General features: G+C 69.5%; 22 protein-coding genes and 1 pseudogene. 12 read left to right on the forward strand and 11 right to left on the reverse strand.

Annotation, left to right across the window (positions count from 1 at the left end; translation table 11 throughout):
* Window positions 1–57 precede the first annotated feature (57 nt).
* Both MRB58_RS15485 and MRB58_RS15490 read left to right on the forward strand, forming a co-directional pair.
* Window positions 58–471 carry a PaaI family thioesterase gene (locus MRB58_RS15485; RefSeq protein WP_244778022.1) on the forward strand — a complete coding sequence of 138 codons (414 nt, stop codon included), beginning with the start codon at window positions 58–60 and terminating at the stop codon, window positions 469–471.
* Window positions 472–517: 46 nt separating this feature from the next.
* Window positions 518–1,279 carry an SDR family NAD(P)-dependent oxidoreductase gene (locus tag MRB58_RS15490; RefSeq protein WP_244778023.1) on the forward strand — a complete coding sequence of 254 codons (762 nt, stop codon included), beginning with the start codon at window positions 518–520 and terminating at the stop codon, window positions 1,277–1,279.
* A gap of 255 nt (window positions 1,280–1,534) precedes the next feature.
* On the opposite strand, the gene lexA is transcribed toward MRB58_RS15490, so the two are convergent.
* From lexA to MRB58_RS15520, 5 genes are all read right to left on the reverse strand, one after another.
* Complete coding sequence (lexA, locus tag MRB58_RS15495) at window positions 1,535–2,266, reverse strand: transcriptional repressor LexA (protein WP_244778024.1); 732 nt, start codon at window positions 2,264–2,266, stop codon at window positions 1,535–1,537.
* Between the two features lie 123 nt (window positions 2,267–2,389).
* Entirely contained in the window at window positions 2,390–3,556 is a 1,167-nt protein-coding gene (glp, locus tag MRB58_RS15500) for a gephyrin-like molybdotransferase Glp (protein ID WP_244778025.1), read from the reverse strand.
* Window positions 3,553–4,821 carry an indole-3-glycerol phosphate synthase TrpC gene (gene trpC, locus MRB58_RS24980; protein ID WP_371747188.1) on the reverse strand — a complete coding sequence of 423 codons (1,269 nt, stop codon included), beginning with the start codon at window positions 4,819–4,821 and terminating at the stop codon, window positions 3,553–3,555. The genes glp and trpC overlap by 4 nt, the downstream gene beginning before the upstream one ends.
* 5 nt (window positions 4,822–4,826) lie before the next feature.
* Window positions 4,827–5,867, reverse strand: coding sequence for an anthranilate phosphoribosyltransferase (gene trpD / locus MRB58_RS15515; RefSeq protein WP_244778026.1), 1,041 nt, complete (start codon window positions 5,865–5,867; stop codon window positions 4,827–4,829).
* Between the two features lie 36 nt (window positions 5,868–5,903).
* Window positions 5,904–7,784 carry a peptidylprolyl isomerase gene (locus tag MRB58_RS15520; RefSeq protein ID WP_244778027.1) on the reverse strand — a complete coding sequence of 627 codons (1,881 nt, stop codon included), beginning with the start codon at window positions 7,782–7,784 and terminating at the stop codon, window positions 5,904–5,906.
* A gap of 108 nt (window positions 7,785–7,892) precedes the next feature.
* Between MRB58_RS15520 and tpiA the strand changes: the two genes are divergently transcribed.
* A complete protein-coding gene (gene tpiA / locus MRB58_RS15525; RefSeq protein WP_244778028.1) occupies window positions 7,893–8,633 on the forward strand; it encodes a triose-phosphate isomerase in 741 nt (246 codons plus the stop codon).
* Here tpiA and MRB58_RS15530 read toward each other — a convergent pair.
* From MRB58_RS15530 to MRB58_RS15545, 4 genes are all read right to left on the reverse strand, one after another.
* The gene (locus MRB58_RS15530; RefSeq protein ID WP_244778029.1) at window positions 8,581–9,300 is read right to left on the reverse strand and encodes a ceramidase domain-containing protein; all 720 of its coding nucleotides are present in this window, start codon (window positions 9,298–9,300) and stop codon (window positions 8,581–8,583) included. The two genes, tpiA and MRB58_RS15530, sit on opposite strands and share 53 nt — an antisense overlap.
* 92 nt (window positions 9,301–9,392) lie before the next feature.
* Window positions 9,393–9,995, reverse strand: coding sequence for a GNAT family N-acetyltransferase (locus tag MRB58_RS15535; RefSeq protein ID WP_244778030.1), 603 nt, complete (start codon window positions 9,993–9,995; stop codon window positions 9,393–9,395).
* Window positions 9,992–10,618, reverse strand: coding sequence for a glutathione S-transferase family protein (locus tag MRB58_RS15540; RefSeq protein WP_244778031.1), 627 nt, complete (start codon window positions 10,616–10,618; stop codon window positions 9,992–9,994). Before MRB58_RS15540 ends, MRB58_RS15535 begins: the two co-directional genes overlap by 4 nt.
* Window positions 10,619–10,920: 302 nt before the next feature.
* Complete coding sequence (locus MRB58_RS15545) at window positions 10,921–11,412, reverse strand: MaoC family dehydratase (RefSeq protein ID WP_244778032.1); 492 nt, start codon at window positions 11,410–11,412, stop codon at window positions 10,921–10,923.
* A 302-nt stretch (window positions 11,413–11,714) separates the two neighbouring features.
* Between MRB58_RS15545 and ppc the strand changes: the two genes are divergently transcribed.
* Window positions 11,715–14,441: a phosphoenolpyruvate carboxylase gene (gene ppc, locus MRB58_RS15550; RefSeq protein WP_244778033.1), complete on the forward strand. Its 2,727-nt coding sequence runs from the start codon at window positions 11,715–11,717 to the stop codon at window positions 14,439–14,441.
* Window positions 14,442–14,474: 33 nt separating this feature from the next.
* On the opposite strand, the gene MRB58_RS15555 is transcribed toward ppc, so the two are convergent.
* On the reverse strand, window positions 14,475–15,815 hold the full coding sequence (locus MRB58_RS15555; protein ID WP_244778034.1) for a calcium-binding protein: 1,341 nt from the start codon (window positions 15,813–15,815) through the stop codon (window positions 14,475–14,477).
* A gap of 336 nt (window positions 15,816–16,151) precedes the next feature.
* On the opposite strand from MRB58_RS15555, the gene MRB58_RS15560 reads away from it, so the two are divergent.
* The 3 genes and pseudogenes from MRB58_RS15560 (at window position 16,152) to MRB58_RS15570 (ending at window position 19,979) form a co-directional block, all read left to right on the forward strand.
* A complete protein-coding gene (locus tag MRB58_RS15560) occupies window positions 16,152–17,708 on the forward strand; it encodes a catalase (protein WP_244778035.1) in 1,557 nt (518 codons plus the stop codon).
* A gap of 231 nt (window positions 17,709–17,939) precedes the next feature.
* Window positions 17,940–19,100, forward strand: a complete 1,161-nt coding sequence (locus tag MRB58_RS15565; RefSeq protein WP_244778036.1) for an HPP family protein — start codon at window positions 17,940–17,942, stop codon at window positions 19,098–19,100.
* A 136-nt stretch (window positions 19,101–19,236) separates the two neighbouring features.
* Window positions 19,237–19,979, forward strand: a pseudogene (locus tag MRB58_RS15570) (IS5 family transposase).
* On the opposite strand, the gene MRB58_RS15575 reads toward MRB58_RS15570, so the two are convergent.
* Window positions 19,976–20,671 (reverse strand): GntR family transcriptional regulator, encoded by a 696-nt coding sequence (locus tag MRB58_RS15575; protein WP_244778037.1) that lies wholly within the window; start codon window positions 20,669–20,671, stop codon window positions 19,976–19,978. The pseudogene MRB58_RS15570 and the gene MRB58_RS15575 overlap by 4 nt on opposite strands.
* A gap of 149 nt (window positions 20,672–20,820) precedes the next feature.
* On the opposite strand from MRB58_RS15575, the gene MRB58_RS15580 reads away from it, so the two are divergent.
* The 5 genes from MRB58_RS15580 to MRB58_RS15600 all read left to right on the forward strand — a co-directional run bounded on the left by MRB58_RS15580 (window position 20,821) and on the right by MRB58_RS15600 (window position 25,634).
* Window positions 20,821–22,164, forward strand: a complete 1,344-nt coding sequence (locus MRB58_RS15580; RefSeq protein WP_244778038.1) for an acyclic terpene utilization AtuA family protein — start codon at window positions 20,821–20,823, stop codon at window positions 22,162–22,164.
* Window positions 22,165–22,171: 7 nt separating this feature from the next.
* On the forward strand, window positions 22,172–22,534 hold the full coding sequence (locus tag MRB58_RS15585; protein ID WP_244778039.1) for a hypothetical protein: 363 nt from the start codon (window positions 22,172–22,174) through the stop codon (window positions 22,532–22,534).
* 107 nt (window positions 22,535–22,641) lie between these two features.
* On the forward strand, window positions 22,642–23,613 hold the full coding sequence (locus MRB58_RS15590) for a tripartite tricarboxylate transporter substrate binding protein (protein WP_244778040.1): 972 nt from the start codon (window positions 22,642–22,644) through the stop codon (window positions 23,611–23,613).
* A 49-nt stretch (window positions 23,614–23,662) separates the two neighbouring features.
* Window positions 23,663–24,109, forward strand: a complete 447-nt coding sequence (locus tag MRB58_RS15595) for a tripartite tricarboxylate transporter TctB family protein (RefSeq protein ID WP_244778041.1) — start codon at window positions 23,663–23,665, stop codon at window positions 24,107–24,109.
* A gap of 4 nt (window positions 24,110–24,113) precedes the next feature.
* The gene (locus tag MRB58_RS15600) at window positions 24,114–25,634 is read left to right on the forward strand and encodes a tripartite tricarboxylate transporter permease (RefSeq protein ID WP_244778042.1); all 1,521 of its coding nucleotides are present in this window, start codon (window positions 24,114–24,116) and stop codon (window positions 25,632–25,634) included.
* Window positions 25,635–25,640: the final 6 nt, after the last annotated feature.

The raw sequence follows: 25,640 nt of genomic DNA on the forward strand, positions 1-25,640 counted from the left end.
CGTTGGCGCGGCGGGCGGCGCATGCTACCGGGCACCGAGCAAGATCAGGGGGCCGGCGTGGACGCGAGCGACGTGACGGACGATGGATGGGTGGCGATGACCGGCCAGGGCTTCGTCGACGAGATCGGCCCCATGCTGACGCGCCAGACGCCGGACGGTCCGCGCTTTGCGATGCGGGTCGAGGAGCGGCACCTCAACCCGTTCGGCATCATGCACGGCGGCGCGATCATGACCTTCCTCGACCATGCCATCGGCATCACCGGTGCCCGCACCCACGACGCGCCGGGTCAGGCGACGATCACCCTCACCGTGGCTTTCGTCGACGGGGTGCCCGCCGGCGTGCTCCTAGAGGCGGACGTCGAGGTGGTGCGCACCACGCGGTCGGTCATTTTCCTGCGCGGGGCGGCCCGGGTGGGGGAGAAGGTGGTCGCCACCGCCGACGGGGTGTGGAAGATCCGCCGCCCGCGCTGACGCCCCGCCGCCGCGCACGAGACAACGAGAGACGAGGAGAACTGGGATGGAACTGTCGCTGGACGGGAAAGTCGCGCTGGTCACGGGCGCGTCGAGCGGGTTGGGCGAGAACTTCGCCAGGGCGCTGGCGGGGGCGGGCGCCGCGGTGGTCCTCGCCGCCCGCCGCCTCGACCGGCTGGAGGCGCTGCGCGACGCGCTCACCGCCACCGGCGCCCGCGTCACCGCCGTCGCGATGGACGTCACCGACACCGGCTCGATCACCGCGGGTCTCGACGCCGGCGCGGCCGCGCTCGGCACGATCGACGTCGTGGTGAACAACGCCGGCGTCTCCACCGCGGCCCCGGCGATGGACATCGGCGACGCGGACTGGCGCTTCGTGGTCGACACGAACTTGACCGGCTGCTTCACCGTCGCCCGCGAGGCGGCCGTGCGGCTGAAAGCGGCCGGGACCGGCGGGTCGATCGTCAACATCGCCTCGATCACCGGGATGCGGCCGGCGGGCGCGCTGGTGCACTACGCTTCGGCGAAGGCCGGGCTGATCCACATGACGAAGGCGCTGGCGCTGGAATGGGCGCGGTACGGCATCCGCGTCAACGCGATCGCGCCGGGCTACATCGAGACCGACATCAACCGGGACTTCTTCACCACCGATGCCGGCAAGGCGCTGATCAAGCGCATCCCGCAGCGCCGCCTGGGCCAGCCCGAGGACCTCAACGGTGCCCTCTGCCTGCTCGCCAGCGACGCCTCCGGCTTCATGACCGGCAGCACCCTGGAGGTCGACGGCGGTCACCTCTGCAGCTCGCTGTAGGCCGCCCCGGCCGCGGCTCCGGCTCCTGCGGACACGCCCCACAGGCCGCGGCCCGACCGGCGGAGTTGGGCCTGTGCCGTCGCAAGGCCGGCGGGGCCGCGGACCGTGGAGTGCGCCGTTGGCAGACCCGAAGACGAGGACCACGGGAGATCGGCTGGGGGCGCGCCACGAAAGGACGGTGACGCGTGGGGCGGGGGAGGCCGTGATCGCGACCTGTGTCCGCCGGCGCGCCGATCTCCCCGCGGCGGCCGCGCGTCAGTAGTGGCGGAGGAGGGCGGCGAGCCTGCCTTGGATCTGGACGCGATCGGCACCGAAGATGCGGGTCTCGTAGGCCGGGTTGGCGGCCTCCAAGGCGATCGTGTTGCCGCGCTTGCGCAGGCGTTTCAACGTCGCCTCCTCGCCGTCGATCAGGGCGACGACGATGTCGCCGTTCTCGGCATGGTCGGTCCGGCGCACGACCACGGTGTCACCGTCGTGGATGCCGGCGTCGATCATCGAATCGCCGTTGATCTCGAGGGCGAAGTGCTCGCCCGGGCCGATCATGTCGGACGGGAGGTGGACGGCGGAACTCTGCTGCTGGATCGCCTCGATCGGCACACCGGCGGCGATACGGCCCATCATCGGCACGTCGACCACGTCGTAGGCGGCGGACACGGGGCGCAGCGAGGCGCCGCGCTTGGGGCTCGCCATCGGATCGCGTGGGGCCGACCCCTCGATCACCGAGGGGGAGAAGCCGCGGGGCCGCAGAGGCGGGGCGTTCTTCGCCATCGCGACGTCCGGTAGGCGCAGAACCTCGAGGGCGCGGGCGCGGTTGGGAAGGCGGCGGATGAAGCCCCGCTCCTCCAGCGCGGTGATGAGCCGGTGGATGCCTGACTTCGACTTCAGGTCCAGCGCGTCCTTCATCTCTTCGAAAGATGGCGGGACGCCGGTGGAGCTCATACGCTCATGAATGAACATGAGGAGATCGTACTGCTTCTTCGTCAGCATAGTGTGCCGTCGTCCTGACGCTGTATGACCAGCATTGGTACCCGAATCATTCCGCCATCATCTATACACGTTCGTCGTGTGTTCTGCAACGTGGACAACCGCAGTGTGCCGAGAGTCAAGCACTCAGAGCGCGATATACCGACATGTTTCGCCCGCCGACGCCGGTCCCGCATGCGGCTCGCGCACCAACAGCACGTCCGAGTGGGCCAGCACGTTGAGCATCGAGGAATCCTGCCGCGCCGCCGGTGTGATCGTCCGGCCGGTGCGGACGGCGCGCATGTGGTCGCGCCGCGGACCGTTGCCGGAGAGGTCACGGCCGAGGACGCCCTCGTGCACCTCGGGGAGCGGCCGGGCGGCACCTTGCATCGCCCGCACCAGCGGCACGAGGAAAAGGACCGCGCACACCGCGCCCGACACCGGGTTGCCCGGCAGACCGAGCACCAGCGGGCGCGACGAGAACATCAGCGGCTTGCCGGGCCGCACCGCCACCTTCCAGAAATCCGGCTCGATGCCGAGGTCGCCGAGCGCCGGCTTGACGAGGTCATGGTCGCCCACCGAAGCGCCGCCGAGCGTCACCAGGACGTCCGCCTCGTCGAGCCCCGCGCGGGCGCGGCGGGCTATCTCGGCCCGGTCGTCCGGCGCGATGCCGAGGTCGATCGTCTCGGCCCCTGCCGCCTGGACCGTGGCGGCGAGGGCCGGCGTGATCGAGGCGACGATCTGGTCGGGGCCGGTCGGTTCGCCGGGGAGCACCAACTCGTCACCGGTCGCCAGGAAGGCGACGCGCGGTCGCCGCGCCACCATGAGCTCGGCGTGACCGCCGGCGCCCGCCAGCGCGACGTGGCGCGGCGCGAGCACGGTCCCGGCCTCCACCAGCGTGTCGCCCAGGGCGAAATCGAGGCCCATGCGGCGGACATTGTCGCCCTTCGCGGCGACGTCGGTGGCGCGCACCATGTCGCCCTCGCGCGCCGCGTCCTCCTGGATCAGGACCGCGTCGGCGCCCTCCGGCACGGGCGCGCCGGTGAAGATGCGCACGCTCTCGCCCGGCCCGAGTGCCGCCGCGTAACGCCGTCCGGCCGCCGACTCGCCCACCACACGCAGCGGCCCCGGCAGGTCCGCGGTGCGGATCGCATATCCGTCCATGGCCGAGGAGGGGAAGGGGGGCTGCGTCCGGCGCGCGACGATCGGTTCGGCCGCGACCCGCCCCGCGGCGTCGGCCAGGGCGACGGCCTCGGCCGGCAGGCGCGGCGCCGCGGCGAGCAGGCGGGCCTGGGCCTCGTCGACGTCGATCAAGAGGCGCGCCACTCGCCGGAGCGGCCGCCGGATTTCTCCAGGAGCCGCACGCCGCCGATCACCATGCCCCGGTCCATCGCCTTGGCCATGTCGTAAAGGGTCAGGCATGCCGCGCTGACGGCGGTGAGCGCCTCCATCTCGACCCCGGTGCGACCCGTGGTCTTGGCCCGCGCGGTGACGCGGTAGCCCGGAAGCGCGGGATCGGCCGCGAGGTCCACCGAGACCGAGGAGAGCGGCAGCGGATGGCAGAGCGGGATCAGCTCGGAGGTCTTCTTCGCCGCCATGATGCCGGCGATGCGCGCCACGGCGACGACGTCGCCCTTCTTCACGTTGCCCGCCAGGATCGCCTCCAGCGTCTCCGGCGCCATGGTCACGGTGCCCTCGGCCACGGCGACGCGGGTGGTCTCGGCCTTGCCGGCAACGTCGACCATGTGGGCGGCGCCGGTCGCGTCGAGGTGGGTGAGCGGGTTGCCGAGCAGCGCGCGCGTCGCCGCGGCGACGTCCGCGTGGCGCATCAGGCTCTCGCCGACGAGGAAGGCGCCGGCGCCGGCGGCCTGCAGCCGCGTCACGTCGGCGTGGGTGGCGATGCCGGACTCGGCGATCATGATGCGGTCGCCGGGGACCATGGCCGCCAGCCGCTCGGTCACGCCGAGATCGGTGACGAAGGTGCGCAGATCGCGATTGTTGACGCCGATCAGCGGCGAGGGGAGGGCGAGCGCCCGCTCCATGTCGCGCTCGTCGTGCACCTCAAGGAGGGCGGCCATGCCGAGCGCGGCCGCGGTGTCGACGAGGGCGCGGGCCAGCGCGTCGTCGACGGCGGTCATGATGACGAGGATCGCGTCCGCACCCCACACTCGCGCCTCGAACACCTGCTCGGGCACGTACATGAAGTCCTTGCGCAGCACCGGCAGCGTGACGGCCTCGCGCGCTGCGGTGAGGAACTCGGGCGCCCCTTGAAAGGACGGCTTGTCGGTCAACACCGAGAGGCAGGCGGCGCCGCCTTCGGCGTAGGCCCGGGCCAATGCCGGAGGGTCGAAGTCGGGACGGATGAGACCTTTGGACGGGCTCGCCTTCTTGATCTCGGCGATGAGCCCCGGCCGGCCGGCGGCCGCGGCGGCGCGCAAGGCGCCGGTGAAGTCGCGCGGCGGGGCGGCGGCTTCGGCGCGGGCACGCCAGGCCGCGCCGTCCTCCACCAGGCGCGCGGCCGCGATTTCCTCGCGTTTGTACGCCTCGATGCGGGCGAGAATGTCGGGAGCGGCGTCCATGGCGTCTACTTCGCGCTTGTCGGCTTGGGGGCGGCGGCATTCGAGAAGGAGACGAGCGCCTCCAGCCGGGCCGCGGCGGACCCGTCGTCGATCAGCTTCTGCGCCAGTGCGACCCCCTCGGCAAGGGTCGCCGCCTTCTGTGCCACCACCAGCGCGCCAGCGGCGTTGAGGCAGGCGATGTCGCGGTAGGCGCTCGGCTCGCCGGCGAGCACCGCCTTCAGCGCGGCGGCGTTGTGCGCACCGTCGCCGCCGACGAGATCGGCCAAGGCGGCACGCGGCAGGCCCGCGTCCTCGGGCGTGATGGTGAAGGTGGTGACGGCCCCGTTCTCGACCGCGGCGACCTCTGTCTCGGCCGTGGTCGTCATCTCGTCGAGCCCGTCGGTGCCGTGGACGACCCAGACGCGGTCCGCCCCCAGTGCCGCCAGCGCCTCGGCCAGCGGGCGCACCCACTCTGAGGCGAAGACGCCCAGGAGCTGACGCTTCACCCCCGCCGGGTTCGACATCGGCCCGAGCAGGTTGAAGATCGTGCGGGTGCCCAGCTCCACGCGCGCCGGGCCGACATGCTTCATCGCCGCGTGGTGCGCCGGGGCGAACATGAAGCCGATGCCGGCGGTGCGGATGCAGGCGGCGATCCCCTCCGGCGTCAGGTCCAGCACGATGCCGAGCGAAGAGAGAACGTCCGCTGCCCCCGACTTGGAGGAGAGCGCGCGGTTGCCGTGCTTGGCCACCGGAACCCCCGCCGCCGCGACGATGAAGGCCGCGCAGGTGGAGACGTTGTAGGTGCCGGACGCGTCGCCCCCGGTGCCGACGATGTCGATCGCGTCGGCCGGTGCGGCGACGGGGAGCATGCGTGCCCGCATCACCTCCACCGCGCCGGCGATCTCCTCGACCGTCTCGCCGCGGACGCGCAGCGCCATCAGCAGGCCGCCGATCTGCGCCGGCGTCGCCTCGCCCGACATCAGCACGTCGAACGCGGCCGACGCCTCCGCCCGCGACAGCGCTTCGCCGGCCGCCGCCTTGGCGATGAAGGTCTTGAGGTTAGCCACCGGAGCCTGCCCCGGCGCTCGCGCGCGGCGCCTTCATCACCCCTGCCTCTGGGCGACGCCGGTGATCTGGTCGAGGATCGGCTGGTTCACCGTCGCCCCGACCTCGGTCTGCCACGCGTTCAGGAAGTCGAGCAGGACGGCGTTGGCGAGGTCCTCGTCGAGGCGCTGGCGCACCTGGGAGAGGGCCTGATCCTCGGCGAAGAAGGCCGGCTCGGAGACCGCGGCGACCTCCAGCACGATGCGCGAGTCGCCGTCGGCGACCGACGCGGCGTGGCCGACCGGACCCTCGAACGCGGCGGTGGCCACGGCCTGCGGCAACTCGCCGGGCGCCTCGTTGAAGGTGAACGGGTCGGACCGCGCGACCTGGGCGTCGTACTCGGCGGCGACGTCCTCGATCGGCGTGCCCTCGTTCACGGCGTCGACCGCCGCGCTCGCCAGCTCGTCGAGCTGGCGGGCCCGCTCGGCCTCCGTCCAGGCGAAGAGAACGTCGGTCTGCGCCTCGCCGAAGGGGCGCACGTCCGCCTCGATGATGGTGTCGACCTGGACCCAGATGGTGGCGTCGCCGTCCTCCACCGGGGCGGCGTCGTCGCCGGCCTCGGCGCGGAAGGCGGCGCCCAGCACCGTATCGCCACCCGTCACGTCGACGGTCTGCCCGTCGAGCCCGACACCTCCCGCGGTGACGGCTTCGACCGTCTGCAGCGGCAGGTCGAACCGCTCGGCGATCTCGCTGACCGGGGCACCGCCGGCGACCGCGTCGGTCACGTCGGTCTGGAGCGCGCGCGCCTGATCCATCGCCTCGTCGAGGGCGAGCTGCTCGCGGATGTCGGCCTCGACCTCCTCGAACGGCTGCTTGGCGGCCTCCTGGATCTCTTCCACGCGCACCAGCGTCGGGCCGAAGCGGCCGTCGACGACGGTCGCCTTGCGCGCCTCGAGCTGGAACGCGGCGTCGGCGACGGCCTTGTTGAAGATGGCCGATTTGGTCACCAGGCCGAGGTCGACGTCGGCGCGCTTCTTGTCGAGCTGACGCAGGATCGCGGCGAAGGCGTAGCCCTCGTTGATGGCGTCGGCGGCCTTCTGCGCCAGCTCCGCGTCGTCGAGAACAACCTGCTGCACGCGGCGCATCTCGGGCTCGCCGTAGGCGCCGTCCGTCTCGTAGGCGCGGCGCACGGCGTCCGCGTCGACGACGTCGGGCTCGGCCAGAAGCTGCGGCGACAGGGTGACGGTGGTGAAGCTGCGACGCTCGGGCGCGCGGAACTCGTCCTTGTGCTCGTCGTAGTAGGCTTGCAGCTGCTCCTCGGTGGGATCGGCGATCGTCGCGAGGTTGGCGTCGGTGAGGCGGAAGGTCGCCACTTCGCGCGTCTGGTTGGTGAAACGGTTGACCGCCTCGAGGTAGGGCGTCGGCGCCTGCATGCCGCCGAGGAGACTATTGGTCCACATCTCCTGCACGGTCGCATCGCGCTCGATCTCGATGAACTCGTTCTCGCTGTAGCCGAAGTTGGCGAGGTAGCGGTTGAACGCGTTGCGGTCGAACCGGCCGCCGGCGGCGAAGCGCGGGTCGGTGCGCAGCTGCTCGGCCAGCGTCTCGTCGCCGACGTCGATGCCGATGGTGCGCGCCGCGTCCACCTGGAGCGCCTCGGTCACCAGCGACTGCAGCACCGAGTTGGCGAGGCCGAAGTTCTGGATCTCCTCCGGCGTCAGCGCGCGGCCGAGCTGTTGCGAGATGCGGATGGACTGAAGTCGCCAGGCACGTTCAAATTCACGGGCGGTGACCGGGGTGTCGCCCACCCGCGCCACTTCGGACACGTTGGTGGTATTGACGACGCCGGATACGCCCCAGACGGCGAACGAAAGGACGAGGACAGCGATGAGTATCTTGGCGAAGGGACCCTTCGCCCCTCGTCGCAGTGCATTCAACATGTAAGAGCCGTTTGTTTACGCCGTGCGCGGCATACGCACGATGGAACACAGCGGCAAGTGCCGAATACGGTGCGCCCCACCGCCGACCGCACGAGAAAGGGACACGGAATGCTCATCGCAGGCAACTGGAAAATGAACGGCACGCCCGAGTCGATGGAGGAGTTCGGCCGGATGATCGCCCGTGCGCCGGAGGTCACCACCCGCGGGATCGACCTCCTGGTGTGTCCGCCGGCGGTGCTGATCTCCAAGTTCGCCGACCGCGCCACGGTGTCCAAGATCGCCATCGGCGGGCAGGACTGTCACCCCGAGGAGAAGGGCGCCCACACCGGCGACATTTCCGCCGAGATGCTGGCCGCATGCGGTGCATCGGCCGTGATCGTCGGCCATTCCGAGCGCCGCGCCGACCACGGCGAGACCGACGCGCTCGTCGCCGCCAAGGCCGCGGCGGCGCAGCGGGCGGGGCTGACCGCCATCGTGTGCGTCGGCGAGACCGAGGCCCAGCGCGACGCCGGCGAGACCGAGGCCGTGGTCGGCACCCAGCTCGACGGATCGGTCCCGGCGACGCTGGATCCGGCCAAGCTGGTCGTCGCCTACGAGCCGGTCTGGGCGATCGGAACCGGGCGCACGCCCTCGGTGGAGGACGTCGCGGCCGTGCATGCGGCGATTCGCGCCAAGCTCGCCGAGCGGTTCCCCGCGCACGTCGCCATCCTCTACGGCGGCTCGGTCAAGCCGTCCAACGCGGCCGAGCTGCTGGCGGTGGAGAACGTCGACGGTGCGCTCGTGGGCGGCGCCAGCCTCAAGGCCGAGGATTTCCTGGGGATCGCTCTGGCGGCGCCGAAACCGGCCTGACGTTTCGGCGTGGCGGTCCCTCGCCGTGGCGGATCAGCGCCACGGTGAGGTGGCCGAGGAGAAGCCCGTTGAGGAGGTGCCACAGGATGTGCGTGCCGGTGGGTAACCTCTCGCACATGGCCGCGTCGACGGTGCGAAACGTCAGCGAGAGAGCGAAGATCGCGGCCCCGAGGATGAGCGCCCGGCCCGCCGCGCCGCGCCCGGACGCCCACAGCGCCGCGCCGACGACGCCGAGCGCGAGGAGCGGCGGGATGTAGCCCTGCGAGCCGTTGAGGTCGACCGCGCGGCCCAGTAGCTGGCCGCCGACTGCCGAAACGGCGACGAAGCCTGCCGTGACGGCCGCCGCGCCCCACCACGCCATCCCGGCGAAGCGCCGCATCGCCAACGCCATGTAGCCGACGATGAAGAGCTGGATGGGGACGACGTCGGCCAGCGCCGCCAGCGGTGTCGCGACCGTGTGGAAGAGGAACGAGCCGACGCCGATCGCCACCATGACGGCGATGAGGAGCGCGACGCCGACGTCCGGTCCGCCGCGCCGCCGTGCCACGATGGCGGCAACCGCCGCCGCCACCAGAAAGGCGGCGTTTGACCAGGCGTTGAGCGGCTCGGCCCAGAACTCCGGGCCGAGCCGCTCGCAATAATTGTCGATCGGTCGGTGCCAGTCCATGCGTGCCCCGCTGATGGGGCGGCGCCCCGGTGCCGTGGCATCTTACGGCGCGGCAGCGTGCCCGTCGCGTGGCGGCGCGCCGCAGTCGCCGTTCAGGCGGGCATCCGCTCCAGCATGCCGGTCAGCGAGTTGCGCACCGCCGGCCACTCGTGCGGCAGGATCGAATAGACGACCGTGTCGCGCAGGGAGCCGTCGGGCGCGATCTGGTGGTTGCGAAGGACGCCGTCGAGCTTGGCGCCCAGCCGCTCGATCGCCTTGCGGCTGGCGCGGTTCATGAAGTGCGTGCGGAATTCCACCGCGATGCAGTCGAGCGCCTCGAACGCGTGCCCCAGCAGCAGCCGCTTGGCCTGCGTGTTCAGCCGCGTGCGCTGCACGCGCTGGGCGTACCAGGTGGAGCCGATCTCGACCCGCTGGTTGGCCCGGTCGACGTTCATGTAGGTCGTCATGCCGGCGATCCGGCCCTCGCCGTCGAACACGGTGAACGGCACCATGGTGCCCGCCTCCTGCAGGCCGAGGCGGCGGTCGATCTCGGCCGTCATCCCGTCTCGGCTGGGCACCGCCGTGTACCACAGACGCCACACGTCGCCGTCCTCCGCCGCCTCCACCAGGCCGTCGTGGTGGGCATGCGCCAGCGGGGCGAGGGTGACGTGGCTGTCGCGCAGCGTCACGGGCGCGATCGTCGGCTTCGTCGTCATTCTGCGGTCATCTCCTTGGCGTCGGCATCGTCCAGCGCGGTCGCGCGGCGGTAGGCTTCGCGGGCCGCCATGCGTTCGGAATAGGCGGTGAAGGCGGCGCGCGGCTCGATGCTGCCGAACGCCAGCCCCCAGGTCACCTGCGCGCCGACGTAGACGTCGGCCGCGGTGAAGCGGTCACCGGCGATGTAGGGCCCGGCCGAGACCGCGGCCTCGAGCGCGTCGAGCGTGCGCGCGTATGTGCCGAAGCCGACCATCCGGCTGCGCTCGGCGGAGATCTCCACCTGGAGCGCGTGCATCGTGACCGCCGGTTCCAGACAGCCCGCGGCGAAGAAGAGCCAGCGATAGTAGGCTGCCCGGTGCGCCGGCTCGGGCGCGAGGCCGGCGGCGGGAAAAGCGTCGGCGAGATAGGCGCAGATGGCGGCGGTCTCGGTGACGACGGCGTCGCCGTGGCGGATCGCCGGCACCTTGCCCATGGGGTTGAGCGCCCGGTACTGCGCCGCCGCCGTGCCGCCTTCGCCGTAGGGGACGACGACGCGTTCGTAGGGGGCGCCGATCTCCTCCAGCATCCAGCGGGCCATCCGCCCGCGCGACATCGGATTGGTGTAGAGCGTGACGTCGGCCATGGGGGCCTCCCGGTGAACCGGCCGGTCGTATCCCTCCGCCCGGGCGACTGCAACCGGCGCCGTGCGCTCTGCCGCCGAGGCCGTGATTTTGCTGGATTCGTGACCACGAACCGCCCGCTGTGTGAACCATGCGGCCTGTGCGGGCGCGCACGACCGCGGGCCGGGGCGACGCCGGCGTCAGGCCGAGCGTCACCGGCGACCGCCGGGCGGGACGGAAGGACGGAAGGGGAAGACGCCGGCCGCGACGAGGGGCCGGAGCGAAGGGCGGCGCGCGCGTCGCCGCTAAGCGCGAGCGGGGATGCTCAGGCTTCGTGCTCCAGATATTGCCGCGTGATCCACGTGGCGGCGAGGACGGGCTTCAGCCCGCCTTCGATCTCGACGGTGACCGACCAGGTGAGCGTCAGCTCGGCCGGCGTCTGGTCGTCGAGGTGTGTCAGCGAGAAGCGGCCGCGCACCCGCGAGCCACACCGCACCGGTGCCAGAAAGCGCACCCGGTCGAACCCGTAGTCGAGGTTCATCCGGACCCCGGTCCGCTGCGGCAGCGCGTCGTTCGACATCGCCGGCAACAGCGACAGCGTCAGAAACCCGTGGGCAATCGTCCCGCCGAAGGGCGATTCGGCCTTCGCCCGGACGGGGTCCACGTGGATGAACTGGCGATCGCCGCTCGATTCGGCGTGCCGATCGATCAGCGCCTGGTCGACCGTGAACCAGCGGGAAACCCACATGTCCCGACCAACGGACTTGCGCAGGTCCCCTAGAGTTTGTGCGTCTTTTTCAAGCGCTTGCGGGTCCATCAAACCTCCCCGTACGTTCGTGACGAATACATTCTCGAACGGTCCCAAGTATGAGGCATCTTCTGCCCGTGTTGTGACTTTTAGTTATGCATTCGCGGGATAGGGGGACTGCTTGCTATGCATCCCGTCCAAGCATCCTGCACAACTGTGCACTGCGAGAAGCTGGGACGCTGATGCGCAATTGGGCGCCCCGCTCTGGCCGCGTTGTTGCATCGTCCGGCGCGACCGGCAACACCGCGTGCCGGACGCCACTGTTTGGGGCATGGTGCGCCACGCCGCCGGCAGGACCGAGGGAGACAGCCATGCCCATCGACGACGACAAGGACGCCCCGCTGCGCGAGGACATTCGCCTGGTCGGCCGCCTGCTCGGCGAGGTCGTCCGCACGCAGGAAGGCGGCGAGATCTTCGCACTCATCGAGCAGGTCCGCCAGCTCGGCCTGCGCTTCCACCGCGACGAGGACACCTCCGCCCGCGACGAGCTGGAGGATACGCTGTCCCACCTCTCCCGCGGCGGCGCGATACAGACGATCCGCGCCTTCAGCTATTTCTCGCACCTCGCCAACATCTGCGAGGACCAGCACCATATCCGCCGTAACCGCGCACACCAGATCGCGCGGTCGGACCCGCGCGACGGCAGCCTGGCGCTCACCCTCGCGCGTCTCGCCGACGGCGGCTTCTCCCCGGCCGACATCCGCGCCGCGCTCGACGATGCGCTGATCAGCCCCGTCCTCACCGCGCATCCGACCGAGGTACGGCGCAAGTCCGCCCTCGACCGCGAGCGCGAGATCGCGGCGCTGTTGACCCGGCGCGACGGCGGTCGCCTCACCCCGCAGGAGGACGCCTCCACCGAGGCCGCTCTCGAGCGCGCGATCCTGACATTGTGGCAGACGAGCATCCTGCGCCGCAATCGCCTCGGCGTGCCGGACGAGGTCGCCAACGCGCTCGCCTACTACGACTATACGTTCCTGGAGGAACTCCCCAACCTCTACAACGAGTTGGAGGACGCGCTCGGGCTCGACCCCGCGGCCAACCCGCTGCCGGCCTTCTTCCGCATGGGCTCCTGGATCGGCGGCGACCGCGACGGCCACCCCTTCGTCAACGCCGAGATCCTGCGCACGGCCACGCGCCTCAACAGCGAGAAGATCTTCGACCACTATGAGCGGGAGCTGTTCCAGCTCGCGGGCGAGCTGTCCCTCGACGAGCGCCTCGTGAAGGTGAGCGCGGAGGTCGCCGAACTGGCCCAGATGTCCGACGACAGCCCGCATCAGGCCTCCGAGCCCTACCGCCGCGCGCTGACCGGTATCCGCCGCCGCCTCGCCGCCACGCGCGCCGCGCTGCACGCGCCCAACGGCCACGACCTGCCCGACCCCTATGCCGGGCCGGACGAGTTTCGCCAGGACCTCGCCGCGATCCATCGCTCGCTGTCGGCCAACGGGTCGGAGCGGCTGGCGCGCGGGCGGCTGCGGCACCTGCGCCGCGCGGCCGACATCTTCGGCTTCCACCTCGCCACCATCGACCTGCGCCAGAACTCGGACGTGCACGAGCGCGTGCTGGAAGAGCTGTTCGCCAAGGCGAGCGTGGTCGAGAACTACGCCGGTCTCGGCGAGGACGAGAAGATCGCGATCCTGTCGCGGGAGCTCGGCACCCCGCGCATCCTGGTCTCGCCCTTCCTGGACTATTCGGAGGAGACCGAGAAGGAGCTCGGCATCCTGCGCGAAGCCGCGATCGCGCGCCGCCGCTACGGCGACCGGGTGATCGAGAACGCCATCATCTCCAAGGCGGACTCGGCGAGCGACGTGCTGGAGGTGGCGGTCCTCCTCAAGGAGGTCGGCCTTATGACGCCGACCGACCAGACGCTGGCGCTCAACATCGTCCCGCTGTTCGAGACCATCGGCGACCTGCGCGCCGCGCCCGGTATCATGCGCCAGCTCTTCGGACTTCCGGCCTACGTGCCGCTGCTGGAGAGCCGCGGCAAGATGCAGGAGGTCATGCTCGGCTATTCCGACAGCAACAAGGACGGCGGCTTCCTCACCTCGCGCTGGGAGGTGTTCAAGGCCGAGCACCAGCTGGTCGACGTGTTCGGCGAGTACGGCGTGACGATCCGCCTGTTCCACGGGCGCGGCGGCTCGGTCGGCCGTGGCGGCGGCCCGAGCTACGAGGCGATCGTCGCCCAGCCGGCGGGGGCGGTCACGGGCGCGATCCGCATCACCGAGCAGGGCGAGGTCATCACCGGCAAGTACTCCAACCCGGAGCTGGGGCGGCGCAATCTGGAGGCCATCATCGCCGCCACGCTGGAGGCGACCATGCTGCCCGAGGCCGCCGGCTCCTCGCCGCCCGAGTTCATGGCGGTGATGGACGATCTCTCCGAGCGCGCCTTCAGGTCCTACCGAGCCTTGGTCTACGAGACGGAGGGGTTCGAGGAATATTTCTGGACCTCGACCGTCATCGGCGAGATCGCCAACCTCAACATCGGCTCGCGCCCGTCGTCACGCAAGAATTCCCGCGCCATCGAGGACCTGCGCGCCATCCCGTGGGTGTTCGGCTGGGCGCAGTGCCGCGTCATGCTGCCGGGCTGGTACGGCTTCGGCACCGCCGTCGAGGGCTACCTCGCCGACAATGACGGCGGGCTCGACGTGCTGCGCCGCCTCGCGGCCGAGTGGCCCTACTTCGAGACGCTGCTCTCCTCGCTGGACATGGTCCTGTCCAAGACCGACCTCGCGATCGCCTCGCGCTATGCCGAGCTGGTGCCGAACGCGGCGCTGCGCGAGCGGGTCTTCCCGCGCATCCGCGGCGAGCACGAGCTGACCAAGCGCATGCTGCTGACGATCACGCAGCAGAACGACCTGCTGGCCACCAACCCGCTGCTGGCCCGCTCGATCCGCAACCGCTTCCCCTACCTCGACCCGCTGAACCACCTTCAGGTCGAGCTGATGAAGCGCCACCGCGCCGGGGACGAGGACGACCGCGTGCCGCACGGCATCAACCTGACGATCAACGGCATCGCCGCTGGCCTGCGCAACTCCGGGTGAGACGACGCGGCCGGGGGAGGGGCCGCGGTCCGGCTACAGGACGGTGAAGTCGCTGGCGGAGAGCGCGGCGGTGTCGACACCGACGAGGACGGCGAGAACTTCCTCGCCGGCGAGGATCCGGTCGCCGTCGAACGAGAGGTCGGCGAAGGTCAGCCCGTTGTCGAGGCCGATGAGGTCGACGTCGACCTCGAAGTCGAGGATGCGCGACTGGCCCTCCGCCGCGTAGAGGACGAAGGTGTCGGCGCCCGCTTCGCCGGTCACCACATCGCGCCCGCGCCCGCCGATGATGACGTCGTCGCCCAGCCCGCCGCGTATCAAATCGTCGCCGCCGCGGCCGATCAGCGTGTCGTCGCCGTTGCCGCCCAGCAGCGTGTCGTCGCCGGTATCGCCGACGATGCGGTCGTCGCCGGCGTTGCCGCGGACGAGGTCGTCGCCGGCGCCGGCGTCGATCCCGTCGCTGTCGCGTCCGCCTTTGATCACGTCGTCGCCAGCGCCGCCGTGGATCGCGTCGCGTCCTGCGCCGCCGCCGATCGTGTCGTTGCCGTAGGTGCCGGTCAGCACGTCGTCCGCGCGCGTGCCGGCGACGACCTCGCCCTCGACGTCCTCGTCGGGCGGGACCCCTCCGTCGTCGTCGGGATCGTCGGGATCGTCGATGATTCCGTGGCCGCCGGCGGGGGTGTCGTCCTCGTCCGGGTTCTGCACCACGCCGCCGCGCACCTCGTAGACGACGACGCCGCGCGTGGGCGAGCCGAGGCCCGGCGCGTCGGGCAGGCCGAGGAGGGCGGCACGGTTGCCGGAGGCGGCGAGCTCGGAATAATTCCGCTGGTCGCCGGCGGAGTAGCCGATACGCGCGTCGGTGTCGCCCGAAGCCGAGCCCACCGTCCACTCGACCTCCTCGTAGCGGAAGACGATGTCGAAATCGCCGCCGCCGCGGTCGACGAGCTGCAACTGGAAGGCGTTGCGGGTCGCCAGGTCCGAGGAATAGACGCCGACGTCGTCCCAGGTGACGGTGAAGACGCCGTTCTGCGTGTCGAAATCGTACCAGACGAGGTCGGTCCCCTGGCTGGTGCCGCCGGGCGTCGGGCTCAGCTCGGCCTCGTCCCCGCGGGTGTCGACGTCGGCGAAATAGGCGGCGATGATCGGCCGCGTGGATTCGATGATCCCGAACGGCGTGAACGTCGACAGCGGGCTCTCGAACGTAATGTTCCCGTTGTTGTTGAGGTAGAGCGCCTCGTAGACGGTGCCGAAAAAGTTCAGTCCGCCGGGGAAGATGCCGGTAATATCAATGGCGACGCTGCTTTCGTCGTCATTCGGCTCCAAATGATTTTCACCAAAACCGGCGATGCCGCCGAGGCCGTCGACCAGATCTGCCATGGATAAACCTAATGTAAGTTTACCAAGTATTTAGCATCCGGACACACCGCGAGCAACAGAATGTCGCGGCCCGCTCCGGCCTCCCGACCCCATCGTTGCGACGGTGCCGACAAAAAAGTGTCATGCGAAATCCGCGCCGGCGCATTGGAAGACGAGCAACGAGGCCTCCATATTTCGAGCATGCCCGGAGGGGAAGCGGCCGCGAAAGGGCGGGCGCGCTCGGCCGGGCCTGTCCCTGATAGGGATCTTCTATCAATGGGTGCCAAATAACCGATTGGACGTTAGGCGTCGCCTCGGTCTAATAGGTTTAATGATAACAATTCGAGGAGTTCCACGATGACGGATCGACCGAAACTCACTACGTCGGCCGGCGCTCCCTGGCCCAACAACCAGGACTCGCTGTCGGCGGGTCAGAAGGGCCCCGTCCTCCTGCAGGACTACCAGCTGATCGAGAAGCTGGCGCACCAGAACCGCGAGCGGATCCCCGAGCGTACCGTCCACGCCAAGGGCTGGGGCGCCCACGGCAAGCTCGTCATCACCGGCGATATCTCGAAGTACACCAAGGCCAAGTGCCTGCAACCGGGCGCCGAGACGCCGATGATCGCGCGCTTCTCCACCGTCGCCGGTGAGCAGGGTGCCGCCGACCACGAGCGCGACGTGCGCGGCTTCGCCCTCAAATTCTACACCGACGAGGGCAACTGGGACATGGTCGGCAACAACACGCCGGTCTTCTTCGTGCGCGACCCGTACAAGTTCCCCGATTTCATCCACACCCAGAAGCGCCACCCGAAGACCAACATGCGCTCGCCGACGGCGATGTGGGACTTCTGGTCGCTCTCCCCGGAGGCGCTGCACCAGGTGACGATACTGATGTCGGATCGCGGCCTGCCGCAGACGCCGATGAACATGAACGGGTACGGCAGCCACACCTTCTCGTTCTGGAACGACGCGGGCGAGCGCTACTGGGTGAAGTTCCACTTCAAGACCGAGCAGGGCCACAAGTGGTACTCGAACGAGGAGTCCGAGAAGATCATCGGGCGCACCCGCGAGGGCTACCAGGAAGCGCTCTTCAACACGATCGAGAACGGCGAGTATCCGCGCTGGAAGTTCCAGGTGCAGATCATGCCCGAAGCCGATGCGGAGAAAACGGCCTACAACCCGTTCGACCTCACCAAGGTGTGGCCGCACGCGGAGTATCCGCCGATCGACGTCGGCTACGTGGAGCTGAACCGCAATCCGGACAACTACTTCGCGGAGATCGAGAACGCGGCGTTCTCGCCCTCGAACATCGTGCCGGGTATCTCCTGGTCGCCGGACAAGATGCTCCAGGCGCGCATCTTCTCCTACGCCGACGCGCACCGCTACCGCCTCGGCACGCACTACGAGACGATCCCCGTCAACCGTCCCCGCTGTCCGGTACACCATTACCACAAGGACGGCGAGATGAACATGTACGGCGGCGTCGCGACCGGCAACGAGAATGCCTACTACGAGCCGAATTCGTTCAACGGCGCGGTCGAGGATCGCACCGCCCAGGAGCCGCCGCTCAGGATCCACGGGGACGCCGCGCGCTACGACCATCGCGAGTACGACGACTACCTCCAGGTTCGCGACCTCTACGCCAAGGTCATGAACGACGACGAGCGGGCCCGCCTGCACGCCAACATGGGCGGCGCCATGGTCGGCGTGCCGACCGAGATCGTCGAGCGCTGGTTCGGCCATCTCGCCCAGGTGGACCCGCGCTACGAGGCGGGCGTGCGCGCCGAGTGGGAAGCCAAGAGCCGCGATGCCGGCTACGACCCCAACGGCCTGCCGATCACCGGCAACACCCCGCAGTCGACCAAGGGCGACAGCGCCCACGGCCTGCCGGGCATGCCGCACGCGGCGGAGTAGACCGGCCGCGCGGCCGACGCTGAACGCCACGAGCCCGCGGTTCCGACCGCGGGCTTTCTCGTGTGCCGACCTCGCCGGTCGGCGGGAGTGGGTCGCCGGTCGTGGGTCGTGCGTCGCCGGCACGGCGGGTCACCAGCCGCCGACGTGCCGGTCCGGCGGGGCGGCGGCGCCCTGTTCCTGCCGCGCGTGCCTTTACGCGTGCCGCCTCCGTCGCGCACAAGACGCATCGCCATGAACAAATCGCACACACCAAGCCGCTCCGGCCGCGTCGCTCAGTTCGGCCGTCCCTTCCTGCCCGCCATCCCCGGCACCCACGCCGACGAGCGGCTGCGTGCCGCATTCGGCGCCGGCGTCGGCCTCCTGATCTGCGCGCTGGTGACGATGGTGCTGCGCGACAGGTACGGCGCCGACTGGTTCCTCATCGCCCCGTTGGGGGCGACGGCGGTGCTGGTCTTCGCCGTCCCCAACAGCCCTCTGGCGCAGCCATGGTCGGCGGTGGTCGGCAACGCCGTCTCGGCGCTGGCGGCGACGGCGGTGGTCTACTCGCTCGCCTCGCCCTGGGCGCCGGCCGTCGCCGTGGGCGCCGCGATCTACTGCATGATGCTGGCGCGCGCGCTGCATCCGCCCGGAGGGGCCGTCGCCCTCCTCGCCACCATCGAGGCCGACACCGTCCGAGAGATCGGCCCGCTCTTCGCGCTCGTGCCGGTCGGGGTGACGACGGCGCTGCTGGTGCTGGTGGCCGTCGTCTACAACCGCTGGACCGGACGGATCTACCCGTTCCGGCAAGCCGCCGGGCCGACCGTCGCCGAGCAGCGGCTGGGCCTCTCCACCGCCGAGCTGCAGAACCTTCTGACGAGCTACAATCAGTCGTCCAACGTCGGCGTCGCCGATCTGGCGCGCCTGCTCGCCGCGGCCGAGCGCGAGGCGGTCTCGCATCGGTTCGAGGGGACGCGCTGCGTCGACATCATGTCGGGCGAGCTCATCACCGTGAGCCCGGAGACGCCGCTGATCCGCGCCGCCTGGCTGTTCCAGCGCCACGCCATCAAGAGCCTGCCGGTGGTGGACGGTGCCGGCCGCCTGCTCGGCATCGTGCTCCAGGCGAACCTGATCTCGGCGCTGACGCTGGGCCAGCCGCTGCAGCGCTCACGCAGCGCGCGCCGCCTGAAGCGCCCGTTCCGCGACCTGCTGGCCGAGGACGCGATGGTCGAGCCGGCCGTGCCGGTCACCAGCCGGACCCCCGTCGGCTCGCTGCTCAACCGCCTGGCGACGCAGCAGGTCCAGGTGGTGCCCGTGATCGACGAGGAGCGCCTGGTCGGCATCATCACCCGATCGGACATCATCGCGCTGCTGTTGAAGGACGCCTCCCACCGCTCGCTCGCCTCGGCCTCCTGACCGCGCGGGCGGCCCCGCGCCCGAGGCCGGCCGCTAGGTCGTGAACTCATGGTCCGGGATTCTCAAATGGTCGCGCCCATGATTCAATCTCCTGTCAGTCAGGAGTTGGGGCGTGGCACGTTACGATCTGAGCGAAGTGGAATGGTCGATCATCGAGCCGCTGTTGCCGCCGGCGCCGGCCGGAAAGCAGCGTGTGGACGACCGGCGTGTCCTCAACGGCATCTTCTGGGTGTTGCGGACCGGGTCACCGTGGCGCGACTTGCCGGCGCGCTATGGCCCATCGACGACGGTCTACAATCGCTTCAACAGATGGGCCAAGCGCGGCGTATGGCTGGTGGTGTTCGAGGCACTTGCTCGAGAAGAGCCGGCCGCGCTCCAGCTCATCGACAGCTCCATCGTGAAGGCTCACCAGCACGCAGCCGGCGGAAAAAAGGGGGCCCGGATCACGCCATTGGCCGTTCTCGTGGAGGACTGACGACCAAACTCCACGCCGTCGTCAACGAGCGGGGCCTGCCGATCCGCTTCGTAATCACGGCTGGTCAGGCCTCCGACAAGACAACAGCGCCGATCCTCCTCGACGGGCTCCCACTCGCACCGGACATCGTGGCCGACCGCGGCTACAGCGCCAAGGCGCTGATCGAATGGTGTGCGGCCAGAGGCGCCACCGCCCACATCCCGAGCCAGCGCAACGTTCGTGTTATGCGCACCGTTGCACCACCGCTCTATCGGCTGCGCAACCTCGTCGAGCGGTACTTCAACAAGCTGAAGCACTTCCGCCGCATTGCCACCCGATTCGACAAACTCGCCCGAAACTTCATGGCCGCCGTCGCCTTGGCATCGACCCGCCTATGGCTACGACACCATGAGTCCACGACCTAGGCGCGGTCGGAAAAGCCCGACGGCTCGGCCGCGCCGATTTCTTCGAGCCGCACGCCGCGCAGGGTGATGTCGTCGACGACGGCGCGCGCGGCCAGGGCCGCATCTCCGCGGCGAACGGCCTGGATGACCCTCAGATGGTCGTGCGTGTCCGCGGGCACGGCCGTCTCGCGGCGGTAGAGGCTGTGCTGATAGGGCCCGGTCTGCGCCCAGAGACCTTCGACGATGGACACCACCTGCGGCATGGACGCCTTCTCGTAGAGAGAGAAGTGAAAATCGCGATTGCGTTGCATGACGACGTCATAGCGGCCGGCCAGCTTCGCCCCGATCAGCTCCTCGTGCAGGGCCGCGAGCCGGCCCGCGAACGCCGCATCCGGCTGGACGACGGCCTCGCCGGCCAACAGCCCTTCGAGCGCCACTCGGGCTTTGCGAATTTCGATGAATTCCGCCCGTGACAGCACCGGGACGCGAAAGCTGCGGGGCTCCAGCACCAGCGCCTTCTCGCTGGCAAGCTGCAGAAGCGCTTCGCGAACCGGGGTGACGCTGACGCGAAAACGCTGCGCCTGCTGGCGGATGGAAAGCTTCGCGGCCGGGTGCCACTGACCGCCGATAATCTCGTTTCGCAACTGGGCATAGATCAGCTGTGAGAGATTATCGCGGTGCGACAGGTCGATGACGGTCGCCGGCTCACTCATGGTCACCCCTCGAAAATCGACCGAAATCTATCCGCTCGAAATGATCCGGCCAAGCGAGCCGAAAGTGGATTGACACCTAACACACATGATACATCATGTATCATATTGATCGCCGACGATGTATCGGCGTGCTGTCAGGGAGGGAGCGCATGACGCTTCGTATCGGGTCGGGCTCCTCTTGGTGGGGAGACCGGATATCGCCGGCTGTCGCCAACGCGAAGTCGGGCGATCTCGACTATCTGTGCTTCGAGACGATGGCGGAGGCGACGGTGTCCGCCGCGCAGGTCCGTAAGCGTCGCGACCCGTCGTTCGAAGGGTTCGACACCTATCTGGAGGACCGCTATCGCGCCGTCCTTCCCCACTGCCTGGCGCGCGGGACGAAGATCGTCTCCAATCAGGGCTGGATCAATCCGATCGGCGCCGCGAAGAAGACCAAGCAGATCCTCGCTGAACTCGGCCATCCGGATGTGAAGGTCGCCGCCGTCACCGGCTCGCTCCTCGACGACCAGATCGACGAGCTCACCGGCCCGGTCCTGGAGAACGGCGCCGCGCTGAAGGACCTCCACGGAGAAGTCGTCGCCGCCGAGGCCTACCTGGGGGCGGAGCCCATCGTCGAAGCGCTGAAGGGCGGCGCGCAGATCGTGCTGACCGGGCGCGTGGCCGACCCCTCGCTGTTCCTTGCGCCGATGATGTACGAGTTCGGCTGGGATCCGCTCGACGCCGAATTGATCGGGCGCGGATCGGCGATCGGACATCTCATGGAGTGCGGCGCCCAGGTGACGGGCGGCTACTTCGTCGACCCCGGCTACAAGGACGTGCCCGAGCCCTGGAACCTCGCCTTCCCCATCGCCGAGGTGGAGCCCGACGGGTCGGTCGTCATCGGTAAACTCGCCGGTACCGGGGGCGCCGTGAACCGCCGCACCGTGCTGGAGCAGATGTTTTACGAGGTGCACGACCCGGCCAACTACATCACGCCCGACGGCGTGGTCGACTTCACCGACAGCGAGATCGAGGAGCTGGGCGGCGACCGCGTGCGCGTCACGTCCCTGCGCGGCAAGCCCCGGACCGACACGCTGAAGGTCAGCGTCGGCATGATGGAGGGGTACATCGGTCAGGACATGTTCTACTTCGCCGGGCCGGGCTGCCTCGACAAGGCCAAGCTCGCCAAGCGCATCCTGGAAGAGCGCTTCCGCATCGTCGAACTCGACGCCGAGGACGTGCGGATCGACTTCATCGGCGTGAACGCGATCCACGGGCCGATGTCGAAATGGCCGCAGGCCGAGCCTTACGAGGTCGCGGTTCGCGTTTCGGCGCGCACGCGGACCCGCGCGGAGGCCGAGAAGGTCGGCCGCGAGGTCGACGGCATGGCCGTCTCCGGCATCGGCTCCACCGGCAAGAGCGTCCCGCACGGCGACCGTGTGCGCGAAGTCATCGGCGTCTGGTCGATGCTTCTCGACCGCACGCGCGTCACCCCGCAAATCCACTATTTTTGAGGTTCCGATGAAGGTTCCGTTGAGAGCGCTCGCCCATTCCCGTTCGGGCGACAAGGGCAACACGTCGAACATCACCGTCATCGCCTACGAGAGCGAGTTCTACCCCCACATCAAAGAGCAGATCACCGATGCCGCCGTGCGCTCGCACTACGATGGCGTCGTGACCGGTACGGTGACGCGGTACGACGTCGACAAGCTGGGGGTCCTCAACTTCGTGTGCGAGGGCGCGCTGGGAGGGGGGGTCTCCCGCAGCCTCTGCCTCGACAACTACGGCAAGTCCCTGGCGGCTGCGATTTTGACGATGGAGGTCGAGATCCCGGACCGGCTCGCCAACTCGATCCGCCGCGGGCACGTCACCGAACCCGCCTGACGGGGCGAAGCGCCGCACAGAACGGCGCGCCCATCCCGAGCACACCCGTGTTCCGCGCCGGCCGCCACGCGAAGGGCGACCGGCTGAAAATACGCATGGAGGAAACAATGCACGCTATCATCAAGACCGCGCTTCTGGCCGGCGTGGTGGCCACCGCCGCCATCGCCCCGGCATGGGCCGACTATCCGCAGAAGCCGGTGACCATCGTCGTTCCCTATCCCGCCGGGGGCACGACCGACGTTCTCGCCCGCATCGTCGGCGAGCAGCTCACGCAAAAGCTCGGCCAGCCGTTCGTCATCGAGAACAAGCCCGGCGCCAGCGGCGCGCTCGCCATGTCGCTCGTCGCCCAGGCCGAGCCGGACGGCTACACCCTGGTCTGCGGCAACATCAACACGCACGGGATCAATCCGGCGCTGCGCAGCGATCTGCCCTACGATCCGATCGCCGACTTCACGCCGATCTCGGTCATGGCCAACACCCCGAACGTGCTCCTCGCCAATACGCAGACCGAGTTCCAGACCGTCGAGGATGTCGTCGCCGCCGCCAAGAACGAGCCCGGCTCGATCAGCTTCGGGTCGACGGCCATCGGCGGCAGCCCGCACATGTCCGGCGAGCTGATGAAGGCCCAGGGCGGGATCGACATGGTGCACATCCCCTATCAGGGCGGCGGTCCGATGCTGGCGGCGGTCATCGGCGGCGAAGTCCCCATCGCGTTCGACAACATGCCCTCGGCCTCCGAGCACATCCGCGCCGGCAACGTGCGGGCGCTTGCCGTGACCACCACGACCCGCTGGCCGGAGCACCCGGACATCCCGACCTTCAAGGAGGCGGGAATGCCCGACTATGACGTGACGGCGTGGTTCGGCCTTCTCGCCCCGGCCGGCACTCCGGACGACGTCGTCGCGGTTCTGGAAACGGCGGTCGGCGAGATCATGCAGCAGGACGACGTGAAGGCGCGGCTCGCCAAGCTGGGCGCGGAGCCGGTCGGCAGCACGTCCGCGGAGTTCAAGTCGCGCATCGGCGACGAGGTCGAGCGCTGGTCCGCCATCGCCGAGGACGCCGGCATCTCGCTCCAGTAGAATGATCGAACCGAAGGGCCGCGCCCGCCGCGGCCCGAAAGGCTCTGCCATGACGCTCATTGTGGATCGGCCGCGGCAGCAGTGGCTCTGCGCGCTCGCCATCGTGCTGTTCGGCGCCTTCGTCGTCTGGGAGGGGTTGCACTACAGCCTGGGCACCGGCTTCCAGCTCGGGCCCGGCGCATTCCCGGTGGGCACCGGCGCGATCCTGATGCTGCTGGGCGTCGGGGTCCTTCTGGAGCCCACCTCGGCGGACGACGAAGCCGTCCCGCGTCTGCGTCCCGTCCTCGCGGTGGGGGCCGGCATCATCGCGTGGAGCTATCTCGTCGACCGTTACGGCCTCTACCCCGCCACGTTCGCGCTCGTCGGCCTTTCGGCGCTCGGCGGGCGCGACCTCGGTCCGGTCGCCGCGTCGGCCATCGCGCTCGTGCTCTGCGTCGGCGGGCAGCTCATCTTCATCCAGGGTCTTGGTCTTCCTCTGGACGCCTTCAAATGGTGACGTCGTGACGTTCGTCGACAACCTGTCCCTGGGCTTTCAGACGGCCCTCACGCCCGAGGCTCTGCTCTTCTGTTTCGCGGGCGTCACGCTGGGCACCCTCGTCGGCGTCCTGCCGGGGATCGGCGCCCTGGCGACGATCTCGATGTGCCTGCCGCTGACGTTCTATCTCGACCCGACCGTCGCGCTCATCATGCTGGCCGGGATCTTCTACGGTGCGCAGTACGGCAGTTCGACGGCCGCCATCCTGTTGAACATCCCCGGGACGGCGACGGCCGCCGCGACCTGTCTCGACGGGCATCCGATGGCGCGCAACGGCCGCGCGGGTGTCGCGCTGTTCATGACCTCCATCGCCTCCTTCGTCGGCGGTTCGTTCGCGATCGCCCTGCTCATCCTGTTCGCGCCGATGCTGGCGAACGTCGCCGTGCGGTTCACTTCGGCGGAGTATTTCGCGATCATGCTGCTGGGGCTGGTCGCCGCGTCGACTTTGTCGGTCGGCTCGCCGATCAAGGGGCTGGCGATGGTGTTCGTCGGCATCGCCGTCGGTCTCGCGGGGATGGACGTCAACACCGGCACGCTGCGCTTCGCGTTCGGCTCCTACCGGTTCGCCGACGGCTTCAGCCTCGTCGCGGTCGCCATGGGGATCTTCGGCATTTCCGAGATCATCAAGAACCTCGCCCACAACGACGCCCCGCGCATCGAGCGCAAGGCGATCACCTTCCGCTCGCTCGTCCCGACACGGGCGGACTGGCGCGCGTCCTGGGGGCCCATGGGGCGGTCCTCCGTCCTCGGGTCGGCGGTCGGTATCCTGCCGGGGGCGGGGCCGAGCATCGCCGCCTTCATGGCCTACGCGATGGAGCGCAAGCTCTCGCGTCACCCGGAGAAGTTCGGCACCGGCACAGTGGAGGGCGTCGTGGCGCCGGAAGCGGCCAACAACGCCTCGGTGCAGGCCGCGTTCATCCCCACCCTCAGCCTCGGCATTCCGGGGGACGCCGTGATGGCCGTGCTGATCGGCGCGCTGATGATCCACGGCATTGCGCCGGGGCCGCTGCTCGTCGTGGAGCATCCGGAGATGTTCTGGGGGCTGGTCGCCAGCTTCTGGGTCGGCAACGTGCTGCTGCTCGTCCTCAACATCCCCTTCATCGGCCTTTGGGTGCGGGTGCTCACCATCCCGTACCGGGTGCTCTATCCGGCGATGCTCTTCTTCATCTGCGTCGGGGTCTACAGCGTGAACAACTCCGTGTTCGACGTGTACGTCGCCATGGGGTTCGGGGTGATCGGCTATCTGCTGATGCTGTACAATTTCCCGATCGCGCCGCTGCTCTTGGGCTACATTCTCGGCCCGCTGATGGAACAGCACCTGCGCCGCACGCTGCTGATCTCACGCGGCGACATCCTGGTCTTCCTCGAGCGGCCGGTCAGTGCGGCGCTCATCGGACTGACGCTGGCGATCCTGGTCTGGATGGCCGTCTCACAGGCCAGAAAGCACAGCGCCAAGCGCGCGATGCTCACGCGTCCCAACGGCTGACACCCG

The organism is Acuticoccus sp. I52.16.1 (genome assembly GCF_022865125.1).
In the GTDB taxonomy this organism is placed as follows: Bacteria; Pseudomonadota; Alphaproteobacteria; order Rhizobiales; family Amorphaceae; genus Acuticoccus.

What these genes read in the sequence shown, in the direction of transcription:
- MRB58_RS15490 (WP_244778023.1), top strand. Translation starts at nt 518, where the DNA reads ATGGAACTGTCGCTGGACGGGAAAGTCGCGCTGGTCACGGGCGCGTCG.
- lexA (WP_244778024.1), bottom strand. Translation starts at nt 2,266, where the DNA reads ATGCTGACGAAGAAGCAGTACGATCTCCTCATGTTCATTCATGAGCGT.
- trpC (WP_371747188.1), bottom strand. Translation starts at nt 4,821, where the DNA reads ATGGACGCCGCTCCCGACATTCTCGCCCGCATCGAGGCGTACAAACGC.
- MRB58_RS15520 (WP_244778027.1), bottom strand. Translation starts at nt 7,784, where the DNA reads ATGTTGAATGCACTGCGACGAGGGGCGAAGGGTCCCTTCGCCAAGATA.
- tpiA (WP_244778028.1), top strand. Translation starts at nt 7,893, where the DNA reads ATGCTCATCGCAGGCAACTGGAAAATGAACGGCACGCCCGAGTCGATG.
- MRB58_RS15530 (WP_244778029.1), bottom strand. Translation starts at nt 9,300, where the DNA reads ATGGACTGGCACCGACCGATCGACAATTATTGCGAGCGGCTCGGCCCG.
- MRB58_RS15535 (WP_244778030.1), bottom strand. Translation starts at nt 9,995, where the DNA reads ATGACGACGAAGCCGACGATCGCGCCCGTGACGCTGCGCGACAGCCAC.
- MRB58_RS15540 (WP_244778031.1), bottom strand. Translation starts at nt 10,618, where the DNA reads ATGGCCGACGTCACGCTCTACACCAATCCGATGTCGCGCGGGCGGATG.
- MRB58_RS15545 (WP_244778032.1), bottom strand. Translation starts at nt 11,412, where the DNA reads ATGGACCCGCAAGCGCTTGAAAAAGACGCACAAACTCTAGGGGACCTG.
- ppc (WP_244778033.1), top strand. Translation starts at nt 11,715, where the DNA reads ATGCCCATCGACGACGACAAGGACGCCCCGCTGCGCGAGGACATTCGC.
- MRB58_RS15555 (WP_244778034.1), bottom strand. Translation starts at nt 15,815, where the DNA reads ATGGCAGATCTGGTCGACGGCCTCGGCGGCATCGCCGGTTTTGGTGAA.
- MRB58_RS15560 (WP_244778035.1), top strand. Translation starts at nt 16,152, where the DNA reads ATGACGGATCGACCGAAACTCACTACGTCGGCCGGCGCTCCCTGGCCC.
- MRB58_RS15565 (WP_244778036.1), top strand. Translation starts at nt 17,940, where the DNA reads ATGAACAAATCGCACACACCAAGCCGCTCCGGCCGCGTCGCTCAGTTC.
- MRB58_RS15575 (WP_244778037.1), bottom strand. Translation starts at nt 20,671, where the DNA reads ATGAGTGAGCCGGCGACCGTCATCGACCTGTCGCACCGCGATAATCTC.
- MRB58_RS15580 (WP_244778038.1), top strand. Translation starts at nt 20,821, where the DNA reads ATGACGCTTCGTATCGGGTCGGGCTCCTCTTGGTGGGGAGACCGGATA.
- MRB58_RS15585 (WP_244778039.1), top strand. Translation starts at nt 22,172, where the DNA reads ATGAAGGTTCCGTTGAGAGCGCTCGCCCATTCCCGTTCGGGCGACAAG.
- MRB58_RS15590 (WP_244778040.1), top strand. Translation starts at nt 22,642, where the DNA reads ATGCACGCTATCATCAAGACCGCGCTTCTGGCCGGCGTGGTGGCCACC.
- MRB58_RS15595 (WP_244778041.1), top strand. Translation starts at nt 23,663, where the DNA reads ATGACGCTCATTGTGGATCGGCCGCGGCAGCAGTGGCTCTGCGCGCTC.